Source organism: Saccharospirillum alexandrii, assembly GCF_043641555.1.
In the GTDB taxonomy this organism is placed as follows: Bacteria; Pseudomonadota; Gammaproteobacteria; order Pseudomonadales; family Natronospirillaceae; genus Saccharospirillum; species Saccharospirillum alexandrii_A.
Genome location: NZ_JBHZRJ010000001.1, coordinates 458170 through 480255, shown reverse-complemented (window position 1 = coordinate 480255; position 22086 = coordinate 458170). Strand labels below are relative to the sequence as shown.

The window sequence follows — 22086 nt, the reverse complement described above, 5'->3', positions numbered from 1 at the left end:
GTTCAGACTCCTTTTTCGAGTAGTTTCAGGACCTGTTTGGTGGTGACCTCATCGGTGATCAGTGCCTTGAAGAAATGGCCGCGCAATGCCCCCAGTATGGGGCTGACCTTATTGCCCGATGCCGCTACGCCGACTGACAGCGGTATGTCACGCAGTTCACTTAAGGTCAGGCCGACCAGTTTCTCGTTATGTTCCTGCCCAACCGTCTTGCCGTTCACATCGAACAGGTGTGCAAACACATCACCGGTAGCGCCCTGTTCAATCAGGCGTTTGCGGTCGGCTTCAGACATGGACCGCAGATCAAAATAACTGGATGAATCCGGCACAATGGAGCCGATGCCCATTAACGCGATATCGGCGTGCCGCGCCCGGTCCAACACTTCCCGTGTCTGTCGCATGTTCATCAGCATATTGCGCTCTTCAACACTGTCGGCGAACAGTGGTGCGTGCAATTGCAGGGCCTGGCCACCCAGCCGTTTGGCAAGCTCCATGGCCAGGTGATTGACATCGGTGTAATGCTTGCCCTGAACGCCGCCGGTCGCCGGAACAACAGTGACATCAAATTTTCGCTGCGGATTGAGCGCATTCACGATTTCGGTGACCTGCTTGCCGCCGCTGATGCACAGAACATCGCCGTCGCGCAGATGCTGCAGCAGATAGTCGGCGGCAGTGGCCCCCATGGTGCGAAGCACGGTGTTCGGATCATCAGACAAAGTCGGGCACACCAGCACTTCGGGTATCTCAACCAGGCTGGTCAGCTTCTGCTCAAGATCAAACAGCGACTGAAACGGCGTTCTGATATTGATCTCAAGATACCCCTCATCTCGCGCCTGGCGAATGATCCGGTTTACCTTTGCCGTCGACAAACCCAGCATGCGGGAAATGTCGGACTGGTTGTGTTGTTCAATGTAATGCATGGTCAGTATTCGACTGAACAGGCGTGCCTTGTCATAGTCCATGCGTCCGTTGTCCTCTTTGATAAACCGTTACTCAGATCACGGGGTTTGGCGTTGCCCGGGATCAGGATTGTTGCACTGTTCTGTTGTGTAGAATGTGATCTACGGCGACCGCAAACAGCAGGATCAGCCCTTTGATCAGGTCTTGCCAGTACACCGAAATGTTCAGCAGGATCAGCGAACTGGACACCACCGACAACAAGGCAATACCCAGAATGGCGCCAAAAATCGTGCCTTCCCCACCCTTTAAGCTCGCGCCACCGATCACGGCTGCAGCAATGATGTTCAGTTCCAGGCCGACCCCGAAATTCGGTGTGGCCGCACCAAACTTCGACATATAGATAATGCCGGCGACGCCGCAGAGCGTGGAGCTCAGAACGGTCACGCCGATTTTAATGCGGTCGGTCTTGATGCCTGAAAATTGCGCCGCCCGTTCATTGCTGCCGGTATAGAAAATTTTGCGAAAGGCGGTGGCATGACGCAGCAGATAATCGGCAATGATCACGACAATAAAGAAGATTACAATCGAGAACGGTACGCCCCAGATGGTTCCCTGGCCGACAAACTTGAATTCCGGTGGCAGCGAGAATAACGAGATCGGCGTGCCCTGGGTAATCACCAGCGACGCGCCCCGGGCAATGCCCATGAAAGCCAGGGTGACAATAAAATGGTGCATCTTGATGCGCGTCACCAGATTGCCCATGATCAGGCCGATTACCCCACACGCGCCGATCGACATCAGGCTGGCGAGCCAGGGGTTGGTGCCCAGAACAAACAGCTTGGCGGCCATCACCATGGCCAGACACATGACGGCACCAACCGACAAGTCGATGCCACCCACAATCAACAGCATCGTCATGCCAACAACGACAATGCCTTCTGTCGAGAACGACAACATCATGGCTTTCATATTGGCCCAGGTCAGAAAATAGGGCGAGGCGAAGCTCATGACCACGAACATGGCAATGATGATCAGCACGAGCGTCAGCTCGCGCATTTTTCGTATGTCCTGAAACAGACTCTGTTTTCCGGGTTGCGAGGACACCGTCGGGTTATTCGCGGTCATTTGGGCTACTCCTATTCCATTTTTGTTGTTGGCAGCACGTTATCAGTGGGTTGTTACCCGTCAGGTCGCCTGTGCGAATGCCGATACTGGGTGAACTCTGGTCTCGGTCACTGGTGTATCTGTTAGAGACACCCCCGAGGCCAGTCGGATAATACGATCTTCGTTAATGTCATCGCCCGAAACGATGCCCTGGCTTTCACCTTCACACATCACCATTACCCGGTCACACAAGCCAACCACTTCAGGCAATTCGGACGATATGACGATCACGCCGACGCCCTGCGTTGCCAGTTCCCGCATCAGTTTGTGGATCTCGGATTTGGCACCAACATCGATGCCGCGTGTGGGTTCGTCCATGATGATCAGCTTCGGTTTCACCGACAGCATCTTGGCGATGGCCACCTTTTGCTGGTTACCACCGCTGAGCGATGACACCGGGTGGTCCAGGCGGCCGTACTTGAGGTTCAACTGTTCCGCCAGCGTTGCGGCCTGGTTGTATTCGAGGCGGCGGCTGACGATGCCGTGTCGCGAGACCTGCTCAAGATCAAGCGCCGACACATTCCCGGCGATCGACAGGTCCAGAAAGACACCGTTTTCCTTACGGTCTTCCGACAGGTAAACAATGCCGAGCTTAATGCTGTCCTGATAGGTGTTGATTGTTACTGTCTCACCCATGAAGCTCAGTGTGCCGGCTTTTTTCGGGTACAAGCCACAGATGGCCTTGACGACTTCACTACGGCCCGCGCCAATCAGACCGGCGATGCCAAATATCTCTCCGCGGTGAACATTAAAACCGATGTCTTTGAATCGTTTGGTGTGTGTAAACCCTTTCACCGAGAGCATTACGTCTCCCGATTCTGCGGGTGTGGCCAGCTTTGACGGGTACAGCTTTCCAAGCTCCCGACCCACCATGTTGCCCACCACTTCCTGAGGCGACGTTTCAGCCACAACGTCAGTACAGACCCACTGACCATCACGCAAAATAGTGATCCGATCGCATTGTTCGAACACTTCAGCCATACGATGGCTGATGTAAATAATACTGATGCCCTGTGACTTTAAGGTCTGCATAATGCGAAACAGTGCCTTCGATTCGCTTTCTGTCAGAGCAGCAGTCGGCTCGTCGAAAATCAGGATGTCGCATTTCAGTGTCAGCGACTTGGCGATTTCAACGAGCTGTTGATTGGAAATACTGAGATCACACAGCTTTGCATCAGGGTCGATGTTGGCCAGCGGTTGAATCGCTTCGCGGGCAATGCGTCTGATCTCTTTAAAATTCACAAACCATTTCTTGCTGGCATTCAACATCGGCATGGAAATGTTTTCAGCCACGCTGATGTCGGGACACAGCGCAATTTCCTGATGCACCAGCCCAATGCCGAGTTTCTGAGCCTGCAATGGACTGGCGATTGTGACGGGACGACCGTGCAGCAATATCTCTCCCCGATCCGGCTGATGGATACCATCAATCACCTTCATCAGTGTCGATTTTCCCGCACCGTTTTCTCCGGCCAATGCATGTATCTCCCCTTTGCGCAACGAGAAGTTGACGCCTTTTAACGCATGCGTCGCGCCAAAAGCTTTCTCAATGCCTCGCAGTTCCAGGACGATATCGGCTGCCTTGTCCGTCATAACCACTTCCTCTGAGCACACTGTTTCTGGATGAGTGCGTCGCACCATGCGACCCGTTGTTTCCGTAATCAGGCAACTCCCTTGCCAGTGAATCTGGAATCCTTACCGTCTGTCGTTAGCGGAAACCCGACTTACTCGTTGATGCCCCGAGTGCCGCGGCGTTCGAGGTAGTCGCCCCAGTAAAAGTCATCGGCGTTTTCGGCGGTTACTATGGAGAAGCCATTGTCAACGAACGGGACACCCATCGGGTTAAAGCCACTGCGCTGATAATCGTTCATCGGATCGATCATGCCAGGGCGCGATGCGAGGTAAAGCATCATCATGCCCATATAGCCCTGGATACCCTGGTTCGGGTTGACCGCACCAAAGATTTCGCCAGCCTTGATCATGTCGAGGATTTTGGCGTTAACGTCAGCGTTGAACACCTTGATATCACGATCCAGTTCTACCGCGGCCTGGGCAGCACCCAAAGCAGAGTTCGCTTCCGGCATAAACACAGCACCCAGGTTCGGGTTGGCTTGTGCCATCGACATTACCGCATTGTAGGCGCGGGTTGGGTCCTGGTTACTGGCGGCACGGGCGACCAGTTCCATGTTTGGCCAGTTCGACTCCATCCGGGCGATAAAGGCGGCAACACGCTTGTCGTGGTTATCCTGACCGGGGTTTTCCAGCACCGCGTATTCGCCTTCGCCGTTCATGGCTTCGGCGATTGCATCAGCCGCGTACTTGCCTTCTTCGTTGTTGTCGGAGGTGATGAAAGACACACGGTTGCTGTTCGGGGAGTCGGCCGCAAAGGTCACGACCGGGATGCCCATTTCGGCGGCCCGGTTGATCGGCTCAATGAACGGATCCGGGTTCATCGGATGCAACAGAATGCCCGCAGGATTGCGCGCCAGAATTTGCTCAAACGAGGCCAGTTGTTTGTTGACGTCGTATTCGGGTGTACCGGTATAGACGGTATCGCAGCCCATTTGCTCAGCGGCCTGCTTCATCATTTCATACACCGGGAACCAGTATTCAACGCCCGAGACCATGACGTTCATATAGAACGTTTCACCGGGCTCGCAACGAAACGGCAGTGGATTCTGATCTTCCGCCTGAACACCGGCAGCAAGGCCAGTACCCATCACGATAGACAGACCGCAGATAACCCCTTTCAACTTCGAGAACTTACTCATTAGCACTCTCCTTATTTTTATGGGTGCATCGAGATGTTGAGATTCAATGTGATGATCTGCCCCTGGTACACAGCCAATCATCCAGCTGAAATATATTGCACTAACTTGGAACATATTTCATGCAGTGATAGTAGTATCAGCCTGAATGCGGGGTCAAGGTCTTTTTGGTACTTTATGTCTCATTATAAGTAAGTATTTGATTGGCCTTGGTTTTTTCAGTCACTGGTTGAGACTCAACCCAAGCTGAGTATCCGGCATGCCGTTCGACCGGGTCCGGAGGTACCTGCTGACCCAGCGATCGGGTGAACTCAGGAGACCTTGCTGACCAGCGTCTGAACGCTGGCTTTGGCATTGCCAAACAGCATGGCGCTGTTGTCGCGGTAGAACAGCGGGTTGGCGACACCGGCGTAGCCGGGGCACTGCAATATTCAGTGGCATGATGACTCTTTTGTCGTGTGGTGAATGGAAAACACCACCATGGGCGATGACCAACCTGTTGGTTTTATTAGGATCGGTTGGGAGGATTGCTCAGTGAGTAAGTCGGGCCAGCTGGCAGGGCCGTTGCGAGGACAGCCTATGAGACTGCTTTTAATTTATTTTGATGAGCATGGGGTTTCTTGCGGACGCAACCAACCCCTACCCGGAGGCAACTGAGGGGTTATGGATCAGAACGGGAAATGAGTAAGAGACGATACGGTGAATAGGCCAATCAACTCGCACCGGCCAGCATGGAGGGCCTGCCATGAACCACCGCCTGCTGAAACTTCCGGCGGAACTGGCGCGGTGTTACGCCTTTGTATTGCTTGAACAGCCTGTTGAAATTGGACAGATTGGCGAAACCGCTCTGCTCAGCCACCAGACTGACCGGTCGCTCGGTCCGAATCAGATCAGCACAGGCATGTCCCAGGCGAATGTGGGTTAAATACTGGTGCAGGCTCTGGTTCATTTGCCGGCGAAACACCCGGTTCAGTGTACTGACGCTCATATGGTGCTCACGTGCCAGCACGGGCACCCGCAGTGGCTCGCGAAAATCACGATGCAGGCTATCCAGTATCGGGCTCAGTTCCCGCTGCGCGGGTTCGGCCAGCGTCTCGCCATGAAACCGAGCAGACGCCAGCGTACGCGGGGCTTCTTCCTGAAGGGCGATAAGAATATCGAGCAATAACGTCAGGCGACGAGCCGCACTGGCCCCAGGTAATTGCTCAAACAACTGTTCCAGGTCACTGGCCAGCTTATGCGACCAGGCAAGCCCCCGCCGCGACCGGTCCAGCCAGGTGGCGAGTGACGCGAATTCCGGAAATTGCCGGGCCAGGCCATCGACCCAGGCCTGGTGAAACCAGAGCACATAAACCCGATGCGGGCCGGCTTGCTCGGGTGTCTGGCTGGCCCAGCTGTGTGGCAAATTGGGGCCAAGCAACACCAGGTCACCGCTCTGGTAGGCTTCGATATGATCACCAATATAACGCTCCCCCTGGCTGTTCACCGTCAGCGTCAGCTCGTACTCCGGGTGGAAATGCCATTCAAACGGCAAAGTATCGAGCTCACGCAGAAAGAACCGCCAGGAGGCATCCTCCGGGTGCTGAATGCGTTCGAATTGGGCTTTCATGCACCTGATCCCTTAATTGCACTATCTATTCGATAATGCCATTCAAATTGAGCGAATAGTATTGGTTTATGCTCAAAAGTCACCGCCCGGCCCCCTGTCATGGCGCTAGGATGTGTCCATGGACTCACAGGAGAACCCCATGACCACAATAAAAAACCGCTACGGCTTTGGTGACCAGCAACCCGGCAACAACAGCGTTGGCAATCAGGAACACCCGCCGCTTGCCAGTCTCGTTAAACAGACACCATTGCGTGTGCTCAGCGAGGCTGACTGGGCTCACTGGCAGCGTTATGGCTACGTCGTCATCTGCCAGGCGATCGCACCTGAACAGGTAACCGCCACCGCCGACTTTCTCTGGGAATTTCAGGAAATGTCGCCCCAGGACCCAGGCAGCTGGTACGCACCCCAGCGGCGTGATCATGCCATGGTAGAACTGAACAACAGCGGTATGGTGGAGGCTTACAACCACCCTCTGCTGTGGGCGAACCGCCAAACACCCCGGGTGTACAACGCCTTCGTCGATATATGGGACCGCGAAGACCTCTGGGTCACCATAGACCGGGCCAACCTGAACCCGCCCAACCGCTCTGGCCGGGCCTTTTCGGGTTTCATTCACTGGGATGCCAACACCACGCTCGACCCGTTGCCAGTAAACGTTCAGGGTGTGCTGGCGCTGAGCGACACCACGCCAGAGACCGGTGGATTCCAGTGTGTGCCCCAGCTGTTCGAACACTTTGAAGCATGGCGAGGCCAGGCCCCAGCCGACCGGGATCCGTTTTCGCCCGGTCAGGATTGTGGCTACCCAACCGAGTTCGTACCGATGAAAGCCGGCGACCTGCTGATCTTCAATAGCCTGCTCGCCCACGGCATTCGCCCGAACCAGTCGGATGCCGTACGCCTGGCACAATACATCGCTATGGTGCCCGCCGAGGAAGACAACACCGAGGTGCGCGACTGGCGCATAACGTCCTGGCGCGACCGCCTTCCCCCTCAGGGTTATGCCTTCCCCGGCGATCCACGAGGCTGGGAGCAGACGCGTTACCCGAGAGCCGAGTTGTCGGAGCTTGGGCGCAAGCTGCTGGGGCTGGATTCCTGGCAGTCCTCATAGCGGCACCCGGGCAGTTAGTTGCAAATGAAACCAAACAGAGCTACCCTTGGCCCATATAGTTTCATTTGCAACCATCATACTCAGAGGGCCTGATCATGACGGCTTCACTCGACTACCAAAGCGGCTTTCGCAACCAGTTCTCAACCGAAGCCTTACCGGGTGCACTGCCCATCGGTCAGAACTCGCCCCAGCGCTGCCCCTATGGTCTATACGCCGAACAGTTTTCCGGTTCCGCCTTTACCGCACCGCGACACCAGAACCTGCGCACCTGGATGTATCGGATTCGGCCATCGGTGCTGCAATCGGCCTATCGGCCACTGCCAGGTCACCTGGTTGAAACCGCTCCACTGGCCGGTGCGGCTGACCCGAACCAAATGCGCTGGGATCCGTTACCCATTCCGACCGAACCCACCGATTTTATCGACGGTTTGTTCACCGTGGCGGTCAATGGCGATGCCGGTACCCAAACCGGTTGCGGTATTCACCTCTATGCCGCTAACACCGATATGACCCAGCGGTTTTTCTACAATGCCGATGGTGAATTGTTGATCGTGCCGCAACTGGGTACCCTGATACTGCGCACGGAGCTGGGCGTACTGGAAGTCGCCAGCGGTGAGATCGCGGTAATACCACGTGGTATTAAATTCCAGGTTCGTCTGGGTGAGGGGTGCGAGGCCGTTCGTGGCTATGTCTGCGAAAACTACGGCAGCCCGCTGGAATTACCGGGTCTCGGGCCTATTGGCGCCAACGGCCTGGCCAACCCGAGAGACTTTTTAGCGCCGGTGGCGACCTATGAAGACCAAACCGGTAATTTTGAGCTGGTTGCCAAATTCTCCGGCCACCTCTGGGTCGCAGACCTGAGCCATTCACCACTCGATGTCGTTGCCTGGCATGGCAATGTTACGCCCTACAAATACGACCTGGCGCGGTTCAACACCATTAACACCGTCAGTTTCGACCACCCTGACCCGTCTATCTTTACCGTGCTGACCTCCGCTTCCGACACCCCGGGCATGGCCAATATCGATTTCGTGATCTTCCCGCCGCGCTGGATGGTCGCCGAGAACACCTTTCGCCCGCCTTATTTTCACCGCAATCTGATGAGTGAATTCATGGGGCTGATTCACGGCGAATACGATGCCAAAGCCGAAGGCTTCGTGCCCGGTGGTGCCAGTTTGCACAACTGCATGTCGCCACACGGGCCAGATGCCGACACCTTTGCCAAAGCCAGCGGGGCCGACTTAGCGCCCCAGTACCAGGGCAACACCCTGGCGTTTATGTTTGAGAGCCGCTACGTTTTTCAAGCGACCGAAGCGGCCCTGAATACCGAACACCGTCAGCAGGATTACGTGCACGTCTGGTCGACACTGACCGCTCAATTCGACCCCGGCCAACGCTGACAGAAAGCCACTCTCAGGCAGACTACGCTTTTCGACTTACAGGATTGAACCATTATGAAACTTGCCACTCTGAACAACGGCCGCGACGGCACCCTGATCCTGGTCTCACGGGACCTGACCCAGGCCGCGCCAGCCAGCGACATTGCCAGCACCCTGCAACAGGCCATCGAGAACTGGGCAACGGTTGCACCCAAGCTGGAAGAACGTTACGCCGCTCTGAACGCAGGCACGGCCAAAGACGCCTTCGCACTGGATATGAGCGCCCTGCACTCGCCCTTGCCGCGCACCTACCATTGGGCCGACGGCTCCGCCTATCTGAACCACGTCAAGCTGGTACGCCAGGCGCGCAATGCCGAGATGCCGGAAACCTTCTGGACCGACCCGCTGATGTACCAGGGTGGTGGCGATTGCTTTTTATCACCCACCGAAGACATCGAAGCGGTCAGTGAAGAGCACGGCATTGATTTCGAAGGCGAAATTGCGGTCATCACCGACGACGTGCCCATGGCCGTCACGCCCGAACAGGCCGCCAGCCACATCAAACTGGTCATGCTGGTCAACGACGTCAGCCTGCGTGGGTTGATTCCCGGTGAACTGGCCAAGGGCTTTGGCTTTTTCCAGGCCAAACCCGCCTCCAGTTTTTCCCCGATCTGCGTCACGCCAGATGAACTCGGCGACGCCTGGAAAGATGGCCGCTTACACCGGCCATTAACCGTTCACCTCAATGGCGAAAAATTCGGCGAACCCGATGCCGGTCCGGATATGATTTTCGGCTTTCCCGAGCTGATCGCCCACGCCGCAAAAACCCGGTACCTGGGCGCAGGTGCCGTCATTGGCTCCGGCACCGTCTCTAACCCGGATGCCAACGGCGGCCCCGGTAAGCCAATCGGTGACGGCGGCGTTGGCTACAGCTGCCTGGCCGAATTGAGAATGGTCGAGACCATACTGCACGGCGCCGCAAAAACGCCTTTTATGCGCTTTGGCGACCGGGTTCGCATCGAAATGTTCGACGCTGACGGTCAGAGTATTTTCGGCGCTATCGACCAGAAAGTTACGCAATACCAGGCGTAAAATAATCGACTACACTGGCCAGATCATCCGATAAGGCGCTCCCCATGCTTACATTACACAGTTACTTCCGCTCTTCAGCGGCTTTCCGGGTGCGCATTGCCCTGAACCTGAAAGGGCTCGATTACGAACAGATCCCGGTCAACCTGCTTAAGGGCGAACATCGACTGGAAGCCCACCGGCGCCGCAACCCCCAGGGGCTGGTGCCGGTGCTGGAAACCGAGCAAGGCAGCGCGCTCACCCAATCAATGGCCATCTGCGAATACCTCGAAGAGCGCTACCCGGAACCACCGCTGTTGCCGGAAAGCCTGGAAGCGCGCGCCCGGGTTCGCTCGCTGGCCCTCTTGGTCGCCTGCGAAATGCACCCGCTGAACAATGTCTCGGTGCTCGGCTATTTGACTGACACAATCGGAGTCGATGAAGCCACCAAGCTTGCCTGGTATCAGCACTGGGTGACCAAAGGCTTTACCGCCCTGGAAGCGAGACTGGCCCGGGAGCCGGAAACCGGCAGCTTCAGCCATGGCGACTCGCCCACCCTGGCGGATGTGTTCCTGGTACCACAACTGTTCAACGCAGAACGATTCAACTGCGATCTAACCCCCTACCCAACCCTGGTGCGCGTCGCTACCCACTGCAGAAACCTGCCAGAGTTCAAGCAAGCAGCACCCGCCGAGCAACCGGACGCTGTTTGATGATCACCAATCCTGCTTTGCCCCTATCGAAATCCTGCCTCCCATATTAAACTGGCGCCCCTCTGCCCAGCCGCTCAAAAAACAGGACTCGTCATGACTTTTTCGACTGAACAGTCAAGAAATGTCGTTGTTGTCAGCAACGTCGCCGATAACCCCTTCGCCATCGACATTGCCTACGCCGTCGGACAACTGGAAGACATCGCTGACAAGATCAGCATGAAACAGTTCATGAACTCCGAATTCTGCCCACGGTTTATTTCCGATGAGCAGGATATGGACAACATTGGCCATACGCTGGATGGCAAGATTGTGGTCATCGTCAGCACCAGCAGCCACCTGAAGAGCCGACAGGAATTGGCCATGGCGAATTTGATCATCGCCCGGGCTGCCAAAGAGAACGGCGCCAAGCAAGTCGTACTGGTTGAACCGGACTTGTTTTACAGCGCTCAGGACAGAGGGCCAAGAAAGGATTTGGGTGAAACCCATTTCGAACGCGACATCAAAGACATCAAGAAATTCGACGGCCAGCCCTTCACCGCAAAACTCTACGCACAGCTACTGAAACTTTCCGGGGTCGATTCCGTACTCACCGTTCACAACCACTCCAGCTCTGTTCAGAAAATCTTTTCCAGTGTGTTCGAAGGCGACTTTCACAACCTGATTCCCTATGAAATTTACGCCCACTATTTATTAAATTCCGATATTTTGAATTATGGCGACAGCGGCGAAGGCCTGGTGCTGTGTGCACCCGACAAAGGCGCACGCGATTTCGTAAAAGAAATGTTCGATACTCTGGGCCTGAGCAAAGCCAAGTTCATCATGCTCGATAAAGAACGAACCGATGAACGCAAAGTCGAAATCACCCTGCACAAAGAAAGCGAGCACACCTTCGAAGGCCTGGAAGAAGCCAGCGTCATCCTATTCGACGACATGGTGCGCACCGGGTCGACCGTGGTTAAATCCTGCCAGTTCCTGAAACAGATCAACCCGAAACGCCTGGTATTTGCGGTTTCGCACTTTTACGCCAGCGATGAAGGCCGTGAACGCATGGCGCACCCGGCCATCGACGAAATTCTTACCCTGAACACCCTGCCCACCATTCTGAACCGCGACGAACAGGGCCGGCTGCGCAAAAAGCTGGTGGTGTTGAAAATCGAAAAATGGTTGGCGCAGGAATTGTGTCGCATTGTTGGTTTTCCGCAAGCCGAAGAACTCAACCCCTACAAGATCGACATGTCATCGAAAAACCCGCGGTTCAAGCGAAAGATCTGGTACAGCGACGAACTGAAAGAGCTGCACCAAGCTGCAAAGTAATCGCCAGTTGCCCGCACGAACGGGTGATGAATTGCCAGCGCAGGACATCACCCATTCAAAACGCCAGCCCCGGTTTCAATACCTGCCCACTGCTGAAGCGATTGAACGAAAACGCCGTTAAATCGTGACCGACAGCCCGTTCCGTAACCAGATCTGCCACCACCCGACCAATAGCCGGGCCGATGCCAAAGCCATGGCCGCTGAGGCCGGTGGCGATCACCAGGCCGGGTACATCTGGCACGCGATCAAGAACGGGAACCTCATCAGGCAAGGTATCGATCATCCCGGCCCATGCCTGCCTTATTGTGGGTCGGCCGAGCGTGGGCCAGGTGTCGGCAAAACGGTCCAGCGCGGCATTCAGGGCGCGCATGTTGGGAGCCGGGTTCAGTACTCGCAGTCGTTCGAACGGGGTTTCTTCGCTGGGAATCCAGCGCCTTGCCGTACCCCAGGCATCGGGAAACCCAGTGGGGGCCGCCAGACGCAAGCGGGTGGTTTTTAGCCCGGATTTCACCTGTTCGCGAAAGGCACCGAAATACCTGAAAGCATCTGGCCCCAGGTAAAAGTCGAGCGAAAAACCATGGGCAATGCTGTAGCCGCCATCGGCACGTGGCCTGAATGCCAGCGCCGGGTCTGCGGCACCGCCCGGAAACACAGCCGGCATGGGGTTCGTCGCCATGGCCGACGCCAGCACGCTCAGCTGTGGTAAGACAATGCCTTGGGCGCGTGCAAACAGGGATGACCAGGCACCCCCGGCCAGAACAACCTGATTGCACCGCACCCTACCGGCCTCCGTCCAGACGCCAGCTACCTTACCACCGGCTATATCCAGTGAGCGCACTGCACAGTGTTCGCGCAACAAGGCACCGGTCCGCTTCGCCAAGCGGGCCAGTGCCGGCACGGCCAGCCAGGGTTCGGCCCGTGCATCGCTGGGGGTGTACAAGCCGCCCACCCAGTTCGCGCGGGCGCCAGGCAGATTATCGGCCAGCTCCTGCGCACTGAGTGCCCGGCTGTCTACCCCGGCCTGCCTGGCATAAGGCAACCAGCGCTCATAGGTTTCAAGCTCCGCCTGATCGGATGCCATGTACAGGATGCCGGTGGTTTTAAAGCCGATGTCTTCGCCGACCTCATCCGCCAGTTGATGCCACAACCGGTTTGCCTCCACCATGATTGGCAGTTCAGCCGGATGACGACCCTGCTGACGAATCCAGCCCCAGTTACGGGAGGATTGTTCGCCGGCAATACGGCCTTTCTCACACACCACAACCCGCTGACCCTGCTTCGCCAGGAAGTAGGCGGTCATCACACCCGCGATGCCGCCACCGATGATCAGCGTATCGCACGCCTCGGGCAATGCGTCCTGATGTTCCAGGCGGGAAAGATCGGTAAAGGGAAAATCTGACATGACGTAAGTAACCTGATGAAGTGACACAAAAACCAATGAGCGATCAGGTTACTCTATCACAGGTGCTTTACCCGAATATCACCCGGTTTACCCGGTTCTCTAGCATTTCCTGACCGCTGGAAACCGGTTGCGGATTCAGATTCCGGGACACGGCATGATCGGATACAGCAGCCAGATCCAAGGTTCCATTCAGGATGTTTTGCCCCAGCTCACCTTGCCAGCGGGCATAGCGCGCCTCGACAAAATCGCTCAGTACCTTTTGCTCATACAATTCGGCCGCTTTCATGAACGACAGCGCAATGGTATCCATAGCGCCTACATGGGCATGAAAGAAATCCTCGGGTGCGATCGAGGTGCGACGAAGCTTGGTGTCGAAGTTAAAGCCACCGGTGGTGAACCCGCCCGCCTTGATGATTTCATAACAGCCCAGCGTCATCTCTTCGACACTGTTCGGAAACTGATCGGTATCCCAGCCATTCTGGTGATCGCCACGGTTGGCATCGACCGAACCCAGAATACCCAGTGCAGCCGCTGTAGCCACCTCATGCTCAAAGGTATGCCCCGCCAGCGTGGCGTGGTTTACCTCGATGTTCACCTTAATCTCTTTTTCCAGGCCAAACTTCTGCAGAAAGCCGAACACCGTCGCTGAATCATAATCATACTGGTGCTTGGTCGGTTCCTGGGGTTTGGGTTCAATAAACAAGGCGCCCTTGAACCCTATCTTATGTTTGTGTGCCACCACCATTTGCAAAAAGCGGCCCAGCTGTTCCTGCTCACGCTTCAGGTCGGTGTTGAGCAGGGTTTCATACCCTTCGCGCCCGCCCCAGAGCACGTAATTCGAACCACCCAGCCGATGTGTCGCATCCAGCGCCTGCTGCACCTGCGAACAGGCATAGGCAAACACCTCCGGATCCGGATTGGTGGCCGCGCCGGCCATATAGCGTTTGTGGCCAAAGTTCTTAGCCGTGCCCCACAGCAGCCGCACACCGGTCTCTTCCTGCTTCTGCTCAGCCCGGTCGACCATGCGGGCCAGGTTCTCCCGGCTCTCGATGATGGTCTGACCTTCCGGGGCGATGTCGTAATCGTGAAAGGTCCAGAACGGAGTGCCCAGCTTCTGAAAAAACTCGAACGCCACGTCCATTTTCTGCTCGGCCAAAGCCAGCGCGTCGGCCCCGCTGTGCCAGGGGCGCTGAAAGGTACCCTCGCCAAACACATCGGCACCGTCCCAGCAGAAGTTGTGCCAGTAACAGACGGCGAAGCGAAGGTGATCTTTCAGTGGCGCACCCAACACGATGTGCTCCGGATCATAATGATGAAACGCCAGCGGGTTATCGGAACCCGGCCCTTCAAAGCGTATCGGGTCGATTGCACGGAAGAAATCCGCCATGGGTGGCCTCCTGGTATCGGCTTGAGTAGTTGTCTTTTATTTTGGTAGTCGAATTTATTATGGATTAGAAGTGTGGGGAGGTCAAACATTAGCGATAACACACTAAAAATGGGCTATTCAGGAAGGGGGTCAGTGTCTGGCAGGCACTAAAAGACCCGCACATGGCGGGTCTGGCTAGGTTTCGCGGGTCGGAAGGGACTATTAGCTTGAATGCACCGATAAGGTGATATGGTGGATGTCTTAAGTGGCCAGTAAAGGGCTAGGTCGCACCTAATCTCGTCTCAAGTCTGCAACCGAACTCGGCTCTGATCGTTGTGAGCGTGCGCCATTTTTCCGAGCAAGCGGATCAATTGCTCGCGTTCCGGCTCGGTCAGTGGTGCAACAATGTCTTCCTGCACCTGGCGAACGGCTGTCTCCGCTTCTGCCCGCAACGTCGCCCCAGCTTCAGTCAGTGTCACGATTACCGCACGACGATCCTCAGGGTTGCGCACCCGGGTAACGGAACCGCGCTCTTCCAGCTTGCGCACAACGAGAGCAATGGTATTGCGGTCCATAGCGGTGTAGCCGCCCAGGGTAATCTGGTCCAGTGGGCCCTTTTCTTCCAGTGCGACCAGGGCCGCATACTGCAGTTGGGTCAGGCCCAGGGCCTCGCAATGTTTTAAAAACAGCGCCACGCTGATCTGGTGGCATCTGCGCAGCAGATTACCGGGCATGGCGTTGGCATCGGCCAAAGGTGCGCGTTTCATATAGGCAGGGTACCGCAAGCGTGTGTCGTTCTTTTATAGAAAGCACCCGGCAGCGTCAAGGCTGGCGGGCGCTGCAGAGTGCTCAGAACCGGTCGGTCATGTGGCGTGCGGGTGATTTTCAGGCAGGGCATCGACAAAGGCTGGTAATGCCAGGCAGGCCTGGTGAATGGCCTGGATCGTCGGATACGGCGACATATCAACCTCAAAACGGCGGTTGTTGGTCACCTGGGCAAAGAGCGACAAATCAGCATACCCCGGTGTGTCGCCATAACAGAACTGGCCGCGCCGGGCGTCCTTGGACAGCATAGCTTCCACTGGGCCAAACGCCTCAGCTACCCAGTGCTGAAACCAGGCTTTCACCTGGGCATCGTCGGCACCGAGCTCGGTCCCGATATAGCCGAGCACCCGCAAATTATTAATCGGGTGCACATCGCAGGCCAGGCTGTAGGCCAGTGACCGCACCCAGGCACGGTCCAACGGGGTTTTGGGCAGAAAAGCCGGTTCCGGATAGACCTCATCCAGGTAATCAATAATCGCCAGCGACTGGGCGATGACCGTTTGCGAATCCAGCTGCAGCGCCGGCACCAGGCCTTGGGGGTTCAGCGCCAGAAACGCTTCCGAGTGATGTTCGTTCTCGCGCAGCACATAAGACACCTGATCGTAGCTGATGCCCTTCAGGTTCAATGCGGCGCGAACCCGAATCGATGCCGAACTGCGGAAGAAGTTATGCAATATCGGCTTCATACTCCCTCCCGGGGCGCCACAATCTGAATGCGGTGCTCGCCCACGCCGTCTATCCCGCCAGTGACGGTGTCACCGACCGACATTGCCCCCACTCCTGCTGGTGTACCGGTGTAAATCAGATCGCCCGGTTGAATGCGCATGGTGTGCGACAAAATGGATATGATTTCTTCAACATCCCAGATCAGGTCGGCGATGTCCTGGTCCTGTTTTACTTCGCCATTGACCGCGATCCAGATCCGACCTTTGGTCGGGTGGCCGATATCACTGGCTTTCTGAATGGGTCCAATCACCGCGGAATCATCAAACGCTTTTCCCCAGTCCCAGGGGCGGCCTTTTTCACGGGCTTCGAGTTGCAGGTCACGACGCGTCAGGTCATTGCCAACGGCATAGCCATATATATAGTCATGCGCATCTTCTGTTTTTATTTGAAAGCCGGCCTTACCGATTGCGACAACCAGTTCCATTTCATAATGGAAATTTTCGGTCTCGGGCGGGTACGGTACGTCACCGCCATCGGGCACGATTGCATCAGCCGGTTTGGTGAAAAAGAACGGGAATTCACGGCTCGGGTCACGCCCCATTTCGCGGGCATGGGCTTCGTAGTTGCGGCCAACGCAAAAAATACGACGAACTGGAAAGCGGCTTGATTCGCCCGTAATTTCAACGCTGGGGGTTGGCATCGGCTCGAAGATATAAGCGGTCATTAGTAGGTCCTCTTGTGTCGTTTTTTTCGTAGCGTCTGTTTGTTTATTGTCGACTGTTTAACTGCCGCGGCGTTCGCGCCAGAAGCCCAGTTTTTGCTGGACGCCCCGGTCTGAAAAACTGAACAGAATAGCGTCGTCCTGTGCCTGGTGAACCACCGGTGCCCAGCTTGGCACCACGAAGTGATCCTTGGCTTTCCAGTCAATGACTGTGTCGCCAACGGTTGTGCGACCCTGACCTTCCACCACACTGAAGACCGTCGCATCAGTCGACCGGTAGACATCGGTAATCAGGCCTTTGGGTAACAGCTGCATCGCTGTCGAGATCGTCGGCATGGCGTCTTCACCGTTAACCGGGTTCACATAACGCAGTTTCAAGCCATGGCACGGATCCCATTCATTGCGCAGCCGCATGTGTTCCAGTGCGTCACGCGTCCGGTCGTACGGGTAATTGAAAATGGGTGACGCCAGCCCCCGCTGCTCATGCCCAAAAGGCATCAGATTAGCGCCGTAGCGGGCCAGACTGTCGCCACGGGGAATCGATTCCGGTTGGGATTCGGCGCCATAGCCTTCAGCAAAGGACGCATCAAAAAAGGAGGCCATGGGGATGTCCAGCCCATCAAGCCAGATCATCGGCCGGTCTGACTCATTACCATGGTCATGCCAGGCCCAGGGCGGTGTGATGACAAAATCGCCCTCATGCATCAGGGTACGCTCACCCGCCACATTGGTGTATGCACCGTCGCCATCTACCACAAATCGCAAGGCCGACTGGCTGTGGCGGTGCGCCGGGGCCACTTCGCCCGGCATAACCAGTTGCAAGCCGGCATACAGCGAGGTGGTAATACGGCTCTGGCCGCGCAGACCCGGGTTTTCCAAAATCAGTACCCGCCGCTCAGCCTCCTTGGCAGTGATTAGACTGCCGGCTTCCATCAGCAAGTCGCGGGCCTCATCGAAATCCCACTTGAATGGCTGGCAACCGCTGCGCGGCGTCGGTGTGATGATATCGCTGAGTACATTCCACAGCGCCGACATGCTGCGCTCATCCAGTTTCTTGTAATAAGCATCCCGTGCGGGCGATGTGGCTGGTTTTTCAGTCAGAGACATGGTGAGCTCCTAGCCTGGGGTGATTAATATTGTTCCACCGTGCGATGCAAGCAGGCACAGGCAGTAGACCCTTCATTCACTTTTTTATTTAATCACTATTGTGATCATCATTATAGTGATGATTAACTTATAACCCTGACTCACTCGTTGCAGACCGCCCTATCGAACCAGGCTTTCGATCGTCGTGCCCTTGCAACAGAGGGCTTAGCCCGGCCGCCTCACCACCATGGAACGCTGCGTTCAGTTAGCGCTGTCTGTCAACGGCCGAAGCTCACGAGTCTGAGCCAGTAGAATAGACATCAGCTGCCGCATAGCTATCGGCATTTCCTGATCCAGCCGCCGGACGAGCCCAACCGGCTCACGGGTACTGTCAAGCGGCTCCGCAACCAGTGCCAGCACCCCCGCCTCAATCAAGTCGCCCACCACACCGTAAGAAATCATCCACAAACCATCCGACTTTGGCAGATAGGACCGGCCGAAGGTGTTGGAGACGGTCTCAATTAATGTACTGGGCAACGGTATGTTCAATGTCGCGAAGGATTGCTCAATGATCGGCCGTATCCGGGTGTCTTTCGGTGCCAGCAGAAACGGATAATCCTTAACCGCTCGCATTCGGCTGGCAGCGGGTAAGGCCAGTATCGGATGACCGGCCCGGGCCACCAGCACCATCGGCTCGGCATACAAATGGATAAAATCCAGCTCATGCATCATTTCAGGCACGCCAATCCGGGCAATCGCCAGGTCAATCTTGCCACCGTGCAGTAAGTCGAACAGGTGACGGTTGTAGCCCGTCTGCAGCGCAAAATTGACCGGCTGGGTGGCTTGGGCAAAAAACGTATTCATTGCCTGTGGCATAAACCGCGCGGCTACCGTTGGCAAAACCCCAATGCGCAATTCGATACTGGGGGCATCGCTAAGACCGACCAGCCCTTCGTAGCCTTTTTCAAATGATTCCATGCCAGCGGCTGCGTAGTGATAAAACACTTCACCTTTGGGTGTCAGCGACAGTCCCGAACGATCACGCAAAATTAACTGCATGCCCATGATCGTTTCCAGTTCGGTCAAGGTTTTTGACACCGCAGCCTGTGTCACGTTCAGCGACCGGGCCACCTCAGTGAGGTGATGGGACTTGGCCGCTTCAAGAAAACACTGAATGTGCCGGAACTTAAGTCGTCTATCCACAAGCAGAACTCACAACGGGGGTGGGCCGTCGATAGTGCCATGAAGCCGTGTCCGCAAGAACCCCGTTGATCATCAGACCAGCGGTACTCGCGTGGGATCATAAGAGAACAGCCAGGCCGTTCGCTCGGCGTTCATATCCCGCTTGGCAAACGCCTCGCGAAGCGCCTTGACTGAATCGAGATGAAACAGATTCCGGTTATCAGACGACTCATTGACGATCTTTGCGGTCCGCTCAAGCCGGTTGCGCTGGTACAGCTGCAATGCCTCAGTAGGGTTGGACTCCTGAACCAACGCCCGGGCAAGTACTGCCGCATCTTCAACCGCCATGGCCGCACCCTGGGCCATGTACGGCAGGGTTGGATGAGCCGCATCGCCAAGGAGGGTGACTCGCTTTGTACTCCAGTTTTCGACCGGCATACGATTGTTCATCGCCCAGCGGTAGCACTCATCCCGGTCAGCTGCCTCAATGATGGCGGTAATGGCCGGATGCCAGCCAACAAAGTCAGCCTTTAATTCTTCCCACGGGCGTTTGGTCACCCATGATTCATCGTCCCAGTCGTTTTGCTCCACACAACCGACGAGGTTCAGCAACGTGCCTTCACGCATCGGATACGTGACCGCGTGTTTGCCGGGCCCGACCCAGATATCGACGCTGGTCTGGCGGTACTCTTCGGGCAGGCGATCCATTGGCACGATGACACGCCAGGAGGCATCACCCGTGTAATTGATCGGCGTGTCGCCCAGCACTTGCTGGCGAATGACCGATTTGATGCCATCGGCACCAATTAGCACGTCGCCCCGGGCGGAACGGCCGTCGGAGAAGTGCACGGTGACACCACTGTCGTCTTCGGTAAATTCTGACACCGCCGCATTCAGGGTAATGGCATCAGCCTTAAGCTCGCGCACCCGATCAACCAAGACGCGATGTAAGTCAGCCCGGTGCACTGAAAGGTAGGGTACACCGTGACGTTCGACATAGGTTTCCCCTAGCGGGATGTTTTGTAATACGTCGCCTTCGTCGAACACACGAAAGCGATACTGATCTGGTTGAAAGCCCAGTGCCTTGAGCTGATCAAGTACGCCGATCTCTCGATACACCCGGCTGGCATTGGCGCTGACTTGAATGCCAGCACCGACCTCACCCAGTGTGGCCGCTTGTTCAAACACCTGCACATCGACACCGGCCTGTAACAGGCAAGCTGCAGCGGTCAGGCCGCCAATACCGCCACCGGCGATCAGGACGGTTTTAATACCCTCGGAAGGATAGGCTGTCATAACGTTGTCTCCCGTGTCGCCCTCGAGCGACACCTATAAAGGTGAGTCCGACTAGGGGCTGGGCTGGCCAGCCGCCAATCAGTCTTCGGCAAAATAGACGGTCTTGGTTTCCAGAAAATCATCCAGCCCCTGCATACCGTGCAGCCGGCCCAGACCCGAATGCTTAAAGCCACCGGTTTCAGTCTCGGCAGCGAGACGATTGTGCGCATTCACCCACACTGAACCGGAGCGAATGCCACGCGTCCAGTGCTGCGCCCGGCGAACACTCTCTGTCCAGACGCTGGCTGCCAAGCCATAACGGGTGGCATTGGCCCGGGCCAGCATATCGACTTCATCGGCCGCGCATTCGATGTTAAGAACCGGGCCAAAGAGTTCTTCCTGTATCAGTTCGTGTTTCACGTCCTGAATCTGCATCAGGGTCGGGGTCAGGAAGTTACCTTTGGCCAGAGGGCCGAATTCGAACGTCTGGCCCTGTAACCAGACCTCTCCGTCTCGTCGAGCCAGTTCCAGACTGCCCAGCAGGCGGTCACGACTGCGCGCATCGATCAACGCTCCCATGGTCGATTGCGGGTCATCACCGCGCCCGGTTCTGATGGCGGCTAGCGCGTCTCTGAGCCGCTCGGCGGTTTCCTGAAAGCGGGAAGGATCGACAATCACGCGGGTAATGGCAGTGCACATCTGACCGGCGATAATGGTGGCGTGACGCGCGATCTGCGGAATGGCGATATCAAGATTGGCGTCACTGGCGACCAGCGTAGGCGCCTTGCCGCCCAGCTCCAGAGACAGCCGCTTCAAGGTACCAGCAGACGCAGCCATGATGGCAGCACCGGTACTACTTGCGCCGGTGAAAGAGATCACATCAACGTCCGGGTGCACACTGAGGCGCTGCCCAACTTCAATGCCATTTTCATTGACTGAGTTGACCACCCCGGCGGGCAACCCGGTCACGGCAGCCAGGCATTCCATCATCACCCGGTTAACGTTGGCGGTTTGCGGCGCCGGCTTGACCACCACGGTGCAACCGGCCGCCAGCGCTGGCGCCAGACTGCGTATCAGTAGGGTTGCTGGCGCATTCCAGGGCACAATAATGGCGACCACGCCGGCCGCTTCCCGGGTAAAACTGACCCATTGCCCGGTGTCGAGTTCGGTGCTGCGACCCATTATGGTTCGGGCGAGCCCGGCGTAATACCGGCACTCGCTGATGCAGCCCAGCACCTCGCCCTGTGCTTCGCTGTGAAGCTTGCCCGATTCCTGAACGATCAGGTCGGTCAGTTCGTTCTGACGCTCAGCGATGCGGTCTGCATAATCGAGCAGCACCTGAGCCCGCATGCGTGGTTTGGTAGACCACTGACCACTCTCAAAAACCGACCGGGCAACGTCGATCGCCTGATCGGTCAGTTCCTGGCTGCCCAGCGCATAGTAACCCACCAGGGTGTTATCGGCCGGGTTGAGTGTCTGTCCGAGCGCATCGCCATTTTCGAGCCAGCGACCGCCTATCCAATGATTTGCCTGCATCATGCTG

20 protein-coding genes are annotated in these 22086 nt (G+C 56.5%); 5 read left to right on the top strand and 15 right to left on the bottom strand.

Annotated elements, in window-relative coordinates:
• Window positions 1-2: 2 nt before the first annotated feature.
• The 6 genes from ACHUE7_RS02055 to ACHUE7_RS02030 all read right to left on the bottom strand — a co-directional run bounded on the left by ACHUE7_RS02055 (window position 3) and on the right by ACHUE7_RS02030 (window position 6438).
• Complete coding sequence (locus tag ACHUE7_RS02055; protein WP_394168498.1) at window positions 3-959, bottom strand: sugar-binding transcriptional regulator; 957 nt, start codon at window positions 957-959, stop codon at window positions 3-5.
• 61 nt (window positions 960-1020) lie between these two features.
• On the bottom strand, window positions 1021-2022 hold the full coding sequence (locus tag ACHUE7_RS02050; protein ID WP_394168497.1) for an ABC transporter permease: 1002 nt from the start codon (window positions 2020-2022) through the stop codon (window positions 1021-1023).
• Window positions 2023-2082: 60 nt separating this feature from the next.
• Window positions 2083-3654, bottom strand: coding sequence for a sugar ABC transporter ATP-binding protein (locus tag ACHUE7_RS02045; RefSeq protein WP_394168496.1), 1572 nt, complete (start codon window positions 3652-3654; stop codon window positions 2083-2085).
• 131 nt (window positions 3655-3785) lie between these two features.
• Complete coding sequence (locus ACHUE7_RS02040; protein WP_394168495.1) at window positions 3786-4832, bottom strand: substrate-binding domain-containing protein; 1047 nt, start codon at window positions 4830-4832, stop codon at window positions 3786-3788.
• Between the two features lie 308 nt (window positions 4833-5140).
• Window positions 5141-5257 carry an NAD(P)(+) transhydrogenase (Re/Si-specific) subunit beta gene (locus ACHUE7_RS02035; protein ID WP_394168494.1) on the bottom strand — a complete coding sequence of 39 codons (117 nt, stop codon included), beginning with the start codon at window positions 5255-5257 and terminating at the stop codon, window positions 5141-5143.
• Window positions 5258-5541: 284 nt separating this feature from the next.
• Window positions 5542-6438 carry an AraC family transcriptional regulator gene (locus tag ACHUE7_RS02030; RefSeq protein ID WP_394168493.1) on the bottom strand — a complete coding sequence of 299 codons (897 nt, stop codon included), beginning with the start codon at window positions 6436-6438 and terminating at the stop codon, window positions 5542-5544.
• Between the two features lie 139 nt (window positions 6439-6577).
• On the opposite strand from ACHUE7_RS02030, the gene ACHUE7_RS02025 reads away from it, so the two are divergent.
• The 5 genes from ACHUE7_RS02025 (at window position 6578) to ACHUE7_RS02005 (ending at window position 12020) form a co-directional block, all read left to right on the top strand.
• On the top strand, window positions 6578-7546 hold the full coding sequence (locus ACHUE7_RS02025) for a phytanoyl-CoA dioxygenase family protein (protein WP_394168492.1): 969 nt from the start codon (window positions 6578-6580) through the stop codon (window positions 7544-7546).
• Window positions 7547-7641: 95 nt separating this feature from the next.
• A complete protein-coding gene (gene hmgA, locus ACHUE7_RS02020; RefSeq protein WP_394168491.1) occupies window positions 7642-8946 on the top strand; it encodes a homogentisate 1,2-dioxygenase in 1305 nt (434 codons plus the stop codon).
• 54 nt (window positions 8947-9000) lie between these two features.
• Window positions 9001-10017 carry a fumarylacetoacetate hydrolase family protein gene (locus ACHUE7_RS02015; RefSeq protein ID WP_394168490.1) on the top strand — a complete coding sequence of 339 codons (1017 nt, stop codon included), beginning with the start codon at window positions 9001-9003 and terminating at the stop codon, window positions 10015-10017.
• Between the two features lie 44 nt (window positions 10018-10061).
• A complete protein-coding gene (gene maiA, locus ACHUE7_RS02010) occupies window positions 10062-10706 on the top strand; it encodes a maleylacetoacetate isomerase (protein WP_394168489.1) in 645 nt (214 codons plus the stop codon).
• 93 nt (window positions 10707-10799) lie between these two features.
• Entirely contained in the window at window positions 10800-12020 is a 1221-nt protein-coding gene (locus ACHUE7_RS02005) for a phosphoribosyltransferase family protein (RefSeq protein ID WP_394168488.1), read from the top strand.
• Window positions 12021-12075: 55 nt separating this feature from the next.
• On the opposite strand, the gene ACHUE7_RS02000 is transcribed toward ACHUE7_RS02005, so the two are convergent.
• From ACHUE7_RS02000 to ACHUE7_RS01960, 9 genes are all read right to left on the bottom strand, one after another.
• Window positions 12076-13422, bottom strand: coding sequence for an NAD(P)/FAD-dependent oxidoreductase (locus ACHUE7_RS02000; protein WP_394168487.1), 1347 nt, complete (start codon window positions 13420-13422; stop codon window positions 12076-12078).
• A gap of 67 nt (window positions 13423-13489) precedes the next feature.
• Window positions 13490-14809: a xylose isomerase gene (xylA, locus tag ACHUE7_RS01995; RefSeq protein WP_394168486.1), complete on the bottom strand. Its 1320-nt coding sequence runs from the start codon at window positions 14807-14809 to the stop codon at window positions 13490-13492.
• Window positions 14810-15090: 281 nt separating this feature from the next.
• Complete coding sequence (locus ACHUE7_RS01990) at window positions 15091-15555, bottom strand: MarR family winged helix-turn-helix transcriptional regulator (protein WP_394168485.1); 465 nt, start codon at window positions 15553-15555, stop codon at window positions 15091-15093.
• A gap of 96 nt (window positions 15556-15651) precedes the next feature.
• On the bottom strand, window positions 15652-16299 hold the full coding sequence (gene maiA, locus ACHUE7_RS01985) for a maleylacetoacetate isomerase (protein ID WP_394168484.1): 648 nt from the start codon (window positions 16297-16299) through the stop codon (window positions 15652-15654).
• On the bottom strand, window positions 16296-17003 hold the full coding sequence (locus tag ACHUE7_RS01980) for a fumarylacetoacetate hydrolase family protein (RefSeq protein WP_394168483.1): 708 nt from the start codon (window positions 17001-17003) through the stop codon (window positions 16296-16298). The genes maiA (ACHUE7_RS01985) and ACHUE7_RS01980 overlap by 4 nt, the downstream gene beginning before the upstream one ends.
• A gap of 57 nt (window positions 17004-17060) precedes the next feature.
• Window positions 17061-18107 (bottom strand): gentisate 1,2-dioxygenase, encoded by a 1047-nt coding sequence (gene gtdA, locus ACHUE7_RS01975; RefSeq protein WP_394168482.1) that lies wholly within the window; start codon window positions 18105-18107, stop codon window positions 17061-17063.
• Between the two features lie 240 nt (window positions 18108-18347).
• On the bottom strand, window positions 18348-19289 hold the full coding sequence (locus ACHUE7_RS01970) for a LysR substrate-binding domain-containing protein (RefSeq protein WP_394168481.1): 942 nt from the start codon (window positions 19287-19289) through the stop codon (window positions 18348-18350).
• Between the two features lie 72 nt (window positions 19290-19361).
• Entirely contained in the window at window positions 19362-20564 is a 1203-nt protein-coding gene (locus tag ACHUE7_RS01965; protein ID WP_394168480.1) for an FAD-dependent monooxygenase, read from the bottom strand.
• 78 nt (window positions 20565-20642) lie between these two features.
• Window positions 20643-22082, bottom strand: coding sequence for an aldehyde dehydrogenase family protein (locus tag ACHUE7_RS01960; RefSeq protein WP_394168479.1), 1440 nt, complete (start codon window positions 22080-22082; stop codon window positions 20643-20645).
• Window positions 22083-22086 lie beyond the last annotated feature (4 nt).

Coding starts and splice junctions, on each gene's coding strand:
- ACHUE7_RS02015 (WP_394168490.1), top strand. CDS start 9,001: ATGAAACTTGCCACTCTGAACAACGGCCGCGACGGCACCCTGATCCTG.
- maiA (WP_394168489.1), top strand. CDS start 10,062: ATGCTTACATTACACAGTTACTTCCGCTCTTCAGCGGCTTTCCGGGTG.
- ACHUE7_RS02050 (WP_394168497.1), bottom strand. CDS start 2,022: ATGACCGCGAATAACCCGACGGTGTCCTCGCAACCCGGAAAACAGAGT.
- ACHUE7_RS01965 (WP_394168480.1), bottom strand. CDS start 20,564: ATGACAGCCTATCCTTCCGAGGGTATTAAAACCGTCCTGATCGCCGGT.
- ACHUE7_RS02000 (WP_394168487.1), bottom strand. CDS start 13,422: ATGTCAGATTTTCCCTTTACCGATCTTTCCCGCCTGGAACATCAGGAC.
- ACHUE7_RS02025 (WP_394168492.1), top strand. CDS start 6,578: ATGACCACAATAAAAAACCGCTACGGCTTTGGTGACCAGCAACCCGGC.
- ACHUE7_RS01990 (WP_394168485.1), bottom strand. CDS start 15,555: ATGAAACGCGCACCTTTGGCCGATGCCAACGCCATGCCCGGTAATCTG.
- ACHUE7_RS02030 (WP_394168493.1), bottom strand. CDS start 6,438: ATGAAAGCCCAATTCGAACGCATTCAGCACCCGGAGGATGCCTCCTGG.
- gtdA (WP_394168482.1), bottom strand. CDS start 18,107: ATGTCTCTGACTGAAAAACCAGCCACATCGCCCGCACGGGATGCTTAT.
- ACHUE7_RS02055 (WP_394168498.1), bottom strand. CDS start 959: ATGGACTATGACAAGGCACGCCTGTTCAGTCGAATACTGACCATGCAT.
- ACHUE7_RS02040 (WP_394168495.1), bottom strand. CDS start 4,832: ATGAGTAAGTTCTCGAAGTTGAAAGGGGTTATCTGCGGTCTGTCTATC.
- ACHUE7_RS01960 (WP_394168479.1), bottom strand. CDS start 22,082: ATGATGCAGGCAAATCATTGGATAGGCGGTCGCTGGCTCGAAAATGGC.
- hmgA (WP_394168491.1), top strand. CDS start 7,642: ATGACGGCTTCACTCGACTACCAAAGCGGCTTTCGCAACCAGTTCTCA.
- maiA (WP_394168484.1), bottom strand. CDS start 16,299: ATGAAGCCGATATTGCATAACTTCTTCCGCAGTTCGGCATCGATTCGG.
- ACHUE7_RS01980 (WP_394168483.1), bottom strand. CDS start 17,003: ATGACCGCTTATATCTTCGAGCCGATGCCAACCCCCAGCGTTGAAATT.
- xylA (WP_394168486.1), bottom strand. CDS start 14,809: ATGGCGGATTTCTTCCGTGCAATCGACCCGATACGCTTTGAAGGGCCG.
- ACHUE7_RS02045 (WP_394168496.1), bottom strand. CDS start 3,654: ATGACGGACAAGGCAGCCGATATCGTCCTGGAACTGCGAGGCATTGAG.
- ACHUE7_RS02005 (WP_394168488.1), top strand. CDS start 10,800: ATGACTTTTTCGACTGAACAGTCAAGAAATGTCGTTGTTGTCAGCAAC.